Genomic DNA, 5,557 nt, shown 5'->3' with positions numbered 1-5,557 from the left:
GAGGTTGACGATTGCTCATTGGTTGGTTGCGCTTTTGAAGGCGACCCACTGACAAACTCTGTCAGACTACAACCACTTAATACACTCACGCTAAATAACATTAGTGAGGCCAATTTAGCCGATGTTGAAAGGCTTTTTAACTCATTGCTGTTTTTCATACCGTCACACCTCATCAGACTATTCGCCCGACATTAATGGCACACCATCACTAAAACCACTTGAAATTAAACTGTTCACAACACCTGCAGGCAAGAAACCTTGAGCGCTAGCAACTACAGCTTTTGATTCGATACCAATCACACGAGCATTAACTAAATAACCAGATACCTGCTTGACCATCGTACCTGCAACCGCGTATTTAATTGGTAAGTCACCATTTAGCTCAAGATAATCTTTACTAAATACAAAATCACCTTGAGGTGTAACTCGAATAAAATCTAATGTTTTAAAGTCTAATACAGGGATGCCGTACTTATGTACTTCATGGATAAAACTTTCTGAAATTTGGCGACCTAAAAGGTCAGCGTGCTGAAAGTCACTATCGAGCATCACAAAGCTTGTCACTACCACTGGCGTAGCAGCATTTACGTACTTCATGTTGCCAACAAGGTCTTGCATCATAGTGCGCACATAATAATTTAAATCTTTGACGCTACGAGTCGAATTAGGTTGTTGATCTCTTAATTCACTCATACGGCCAAGTAACTGTTGGCGATACTCATTTTGAAATTGCACACTTGCTGTGTCTGGTGTCGAAACATCACCAGCAATTAAACGAGGTTTGGCATTAAGCGGCATTGATGCCAATTCATCATTGCTGGTATTCTGCGCTTTCGTTGTTTGAGCCACTGCTTGGCTTTGTTCTGTTGCGTCTGAGTTGGCCTCTTCTTCAGACCAATTCCAATTATCAAAGGTACTACAGGCGACTAGTTGAGTTGCCAATAAAGGTAATAATAGCTTTTTCATCATAGGCTCCTAATATTCGCCGCGAATTAATTGGTTGTCTTTAAGTTTCACTTTTTCGTGACTCCACATTGCCGAGAGAGGCACGTAATCAGTGGCCGCAGCCATGACAGCTTTAGACCCCACATCAATCAAACGAATATTTACCATCAGGTTATTTTGTTGTTGAGTGTAGTTGCCTGTTACGATGTAATCGACTCGAACAGACGGGTCTAAATCTTTTGCCATCCGCGAAACAAACTGGTCGTGACGTTCATTCACCGTCATCGATGTTTTCACTTTAAATTCCACGACCTTTAACCCAGCTTGAGTTAAAAAGGTCATCATGCTCTCTTGTAACTGAACACCAAAGCGTTGGTGGGATGTGTTTGTGTCTTGCCGCAAGCTATTTGCTGGCAAAAAAGTGCCGACTGCAATAGGTCGACTCACGTCAAATGCGTTGGTAGTGTCAAGCAATTGTCGGGCGAGTAGCTCAACATGAGCATGCATGGTGTTTTCACGCAACTCTGGTTGGTATTGCTTATACCCTTCAGGTGGTTTGGGGTTTTGTAGTTCTGCCACTTTTTCTATTGTGCTACAACCACTTACCCAAATACTAACTAATACTAAAAGTAACCATTTCATGGCATTTTCCGCGTCTCTTGTACGATACTAATCTAATTAACAAGCAAAACTAGTGCCAGTCGTTCCACGAACGCTGTGACGCTTATATTAAAATTTATTTACGCTACTTTCGGTTATTACAGGCTCAGTGTTAAAAAATTTGAACTACACTAATTACCAACAACGGTAGACTTGAGACTTTATGTACAAATCCGCTTTTCTCAATTGTTTATTTGCTTGTACTGTAATTGTACTTTCCACTTCTTCACTTGCAGACGAGACAGACTATTTCAAAATGCCACTTGAAGACTTACTAAAAGTGGAAGTTTCCATCGCGTCTACAAGTCCCGAATCCATTATTACTTCACCCGCTACCATCACTTTATTTACTAGGCAAAAACTAGACCGACTCGGCATTAAAACCATCACCGATTTGTATCGTTTTATTCCTGGTTTTTATTCGGCGTATAACGTTTCAGAAGATAATAACTCTTATCTAGTCGCAAGAGGGTTGGGTCAAAAATACGCGAGCACAATTTTGTTTTTGTACAACGGACAACGAATCAATGACGACTTTTCAGGTGGTATCAGCTACTTCATGCGCTATTTTGACCTTTCAAATGCCAAGCGAATTGAAGTAATACGCGGTCCTGGCTCGGCTGTTTATGGTGCAAATGCCTTTCAGGGCGTCATAAATATCATTACAGAAACCACGGATCAATTGACTGTCTCCAGTGGTAACAATCTCACTCTCAATGCAAGCCTAGGGCTTAACCAGTCAATAAGTGATGTCGATTATGGGGTCCAAATTAGCATAACGAATGATTCTGGTGAAACGTATAAAAATAGCTTTGACCGATTTGCTAGGCAAACCACCACCACAGACCCCTTCGAGAGCAAGCAACTAGAAGCGTATGTAAAATATCAGTCGCTACAATGGCGATATCTTTATCAGGACAGCGAAAGGCAAAACTTTTATTTGTATCAAAACCTTAAAGACGGGTTTAATTCGGTTGAATTAGAAAACCACATTCACCAGTTTAAGTATCAACTTATTGACGAATCGGACCAAGGTGTGACTCTTTCTGCGCAGTATTCAAATAACGAACGCACTTCCATGGGAATACAATTGCCTAAGGGGTCTCCAGGGTTTATTGATGAGGACCTTTATCTCGGTTTTACCCTAGAACACCAAAGTCTACTGTTTAATCTGTCGTCATTTTATAAACTATCCGGTGATAGTGTCATAACTGCAGGTGCAAGCTACCAAAGGAGCCAAGTCCCCACCGCATTTTTCAGTTCTAATTACAACATCTTAGGGGACTTTACCTACTTAGGTGAAACCCAACAATTTGACGAATCAGAACTTCAAGTTGTCGCCGATAAAACACGAGAAATTAGTAGTGTTTATGGTCAATATAATTGGCATGTTTCAGAGCGGTTGAATTTAACGTTGGGGTTGAGACACGACCACTACAATGACATTACCAGCGAATGGTCACCGAGGTTAGCAGCTGTGTATAATATTGATGGCAACCATGTGTTTAAAGCCTTATATAACGAAGCTTACCGCGTGCCATCTATAGGTGATCTTTATGATGACAACAGTAATTTAGCACCTGGAAGTAAAGGCCTAAATACCACTTCACTTAAATCAACAGAACTAGCTTATAGTTATATTCAGGACAATTACTATCACTCATTTACATTGTTCGATAATAAAATGACCGACCTCATCGGTTTTACTAGCAATGTTCCCTCTAAAGTGGCTAACCTTTCTAATAATTCGAATCAGGGTATAGAGATTGAAAGCAGAACCGCGCTAACACCAGAGATGAATTTATTGCTCGCCTACACTCAACTTTTTAATAACAAATCAGACAAAATGATGGAGAAAGACACAACAGCGATTGAGTACCTGTCTCCAAAACGCTACGCAAATTTGACCTTTGATATCAATCTTACGAGTAATCTATCAGCGAACCTTCAGGTTAATTGGCGAGATAACATTCCAGTGATGACATCAGACGCGTCACTAACCCTTTTTGATGGTCTGCTCGATTACTACATCACTGATGACAGTCGGTTGCGACTTCAAATCCATAACATCACCGACAAAGAATATTATTACCCTTATGCTGTACCAATTGGCTACGATTCATCAGAATTAATTCAACAAGTCCCTGCTCGAGGGCGCGAAATAGAGCTAGGTTGGCGGTACTCTTTTTAATCGCAATATGAAGTCAGCTTTTGTGGTTGGCGTCCCCTACAGGACTTGAACCTGTATCTAAGGCTTAGGAGGCCCTTGTTCTATCCAGTTGAACTAAGGGGACTTGATGCTCGTTGGTAGCTTATTGAGATAATATTGGACCTGTGCGGTCTAGTTCCTATTTTAAGCAGGTTAACTTTCAAAGCTCAATGTTTTTAATAAAAAACAATGAAGTACAGACCTAAAACTTCGAAAACCTCAACTTGTATATATTTTATCCAAAATAGTTCGGTTTAGCTTTTCCCCTTTGCTACATTTACCTGTATAATCCCGCGTCCATTTGCCAAGGCGCGTCTTTTAAAGACAAAAGCCAAAGACAAAGCCCATTGGGTGTTAAGTAACTGGCTCTTGGGCGAGATTCTTGTAGTCACTAATTTATAAGTGCTTATAGAATCACTGATTTTTCTGTGTTGGTTACGCCTGCGCAGACACGCTGTAACTATTAAAGGTATCTAACATGCAATCCACGACTGCAAAACGACCAGCTGTAGCTAAGCCTCCTCAGGCCACGGTCAAAACGGATAAGAAGCTTTGGGACTACCCAAAGTATTGGGCAGAATGTTTTGGCCCAGCTCCATTCTTACCTACCACTCGCGAAGAAATGGATTTATTAGGCTGGGATAGCTGTGACGTTGTTCTCGTAACAGGCGACGCATACGTTGACCACCCAAGCTTTGGTATGGCCGTCATTGGCCGTATGTTAGAAGCCCAAGGTTTCCGCGTTGGTATCATTGACCAACCAGACTGGCACAGCAAAGACGACTTTATGCGTCTTGGTAAACCAAACTTATATTTTGGTGTGACAGCGGGCAACATGGACTCAATGATCAACCGTTACACAGCCGACCGTAAACTTCGTCACGACGATGCCTATACACCAGATAATATTGGTGGAAAGCGCCCAGACCGTGCAGTGACCGTATATTCTCAACGTTGTCGTGAAGCCTTCAAAGGTGTACCTGTTGTTATCGGTGGTATTGAAGCCTCGTTACGCCGTATTGGACATTATGACTATTGGTCAAACAAAGTTCGTCGTTCGGTTATCTTTGACTCTAAAGCTGACTTACTGATTTTTGGTAACGCCGAGCGTCCACTGGTTGAAGTGACTCACCGCCTTGCGAACGGCGAAGACATAAAAGATATCAAAGATGTTCGTGGTACCGCGATTATCGTCAAAGATGCGTTACCAGACTGGCAAGGTATTGACTCAACGCATATCGACAAGCCGGGCATCATCGACCCTATGCTTAACCCGTATCAAGAATACGATGCGAATACTTGTGACAATAAAGACCAAGCGATTCAACAAAGTGCGGCTGATGACACTGGCGTTTCTCAAGCAGTGGTTGTGCAGCCTTATGATAGAAAGAAGTCAAAAGCTCAGCTTCGTCGCCCGTGGGACCGTGTGTACGTAAAACTTCCTGCTTATGAAGTCGTTTCTAAAAACGAAGTGTTGTATGCCCATACCAACCGAATTTTGCACCAAGAAACCAACCCTGGTTGTGCAAAGGCGTTGATGCAGCGCCACGGCGATCGCAGTGTTTGGATTAATCCCCCAGCGTTTCCACTGGAAACGGAAGAAATGGATTTTGTATTCGGAATGCCGTTTGCGCGTATTCCACATCCTAAATACGAAGGTAAAAAGATCCCAGCCTACGAAATGATCAAGACCTCGGTCAACATCATGCGTGGTTGTTACGGTGGCTGTACCTTCTGCTCGAT

Annotated in this window: 4 protein-coding genes and 1 tRNA gene; 2 read left to right on the top strand and 3 right to left on the bottom strand. The window is 42.2% G+C overall.

Features of this window, described 5'->3' with window-relative positions:
* Positions 1 to 177: 177 nt before the first annotated feature.
* Positions 178 to 966 (bottom strand): FlgO family outer membrane protein, encoded by a 789-nt coding sequence (locus AC4E96_RS09420; protein ID WP_490255633.1) that lies wholly within the window; start codon positions 964 to 966, stop codon positions 178 to 180.
* A 9-nt stretch (positions 967 to 975) separates the two neighbouring features.
* A complete protein-coding gene (locus AC4E96_RS09415) occupies positions 976 to 1,587 on the bottom strand; it encodes a FlgO family outer membrane protein (RefSeq protein WP_488032453.1) in 612 nt (203 codons plus the stop codon).
* A gap of 181 nt (positions 1,588 to 1,768) precedes the next feature.
* On the opposite strand from AC4E96_RS09415, the gene AC4E96_RS09410 reads away from it, so the two are divergent.
* Positions 1,769 to 3,796, top strand: a complete 2,028-nt coding sequence (locus tag AC4E96_RS09410; RefSeq protein ID WP_490255632.1) for a TonB-dependent receptor plug domain-containing protein — start codon at positions 1,769 to 1,771, stop codon at positions 3,794 to 3,796.
* 27 nt (positions 3,797 to 3,823) lie between these two features.
* On the opposite strand, the gene AC4E96_RS09405 is transcribed toward AC4E96_RS09410, so the two are convergent.
* Positions 3,824 to 3,899: transfer RNA gene (locus tag AC4E96_RS09405), tRNA-Arg, on the bottom strand.
* 393 nt (positions 3,900 to 4,292) lie between these two features.
* Between AC4E96_RS09405 and AC4E96_RS09400 the strand changes: the two genes are divergently transcribed.
* Positions 4,293 to 5,557, top strand: a 1,265-nt coding sequence (locus AC4E96_RS09400; protein ID WP_490255631.1) for a YgiQ family radical SAM protein, incomplete at its 3' end; no start/stop codon positions are given.

The sequence above is a fragment of the Psychrosphaera sp. genome, from assembly GCF_982872775.1.
This window is presented reverse-complemented; position numbering and strand designations above follow the sequence as displayed.

Bases quoted from the DNA above. Each gene is read 5' to 3' on its own strand.
- AC4E96_RS09420 (WP_490255633.1), bottom strand. From the start codon at position 966: ATGAAAAAGCTATTATTACCTTTATTGGCAACTCAACTAGTCGCCTGT.
- AC4E96_RS09415 (WP_488032453.1), bottom strand. From the start codon at position 1,587: ATGAAATGGTTACTTTTAGTATTAGTTAGTATTTGGGTAAGTGGTTGT.
- AC4E96_RS09410 (WP_490255632.1), top strand. From the start codon at position 1,769: ATGTACAAATCCGCTTTTCTCAATTGTTTATTTGCTTGTACTGTAATT.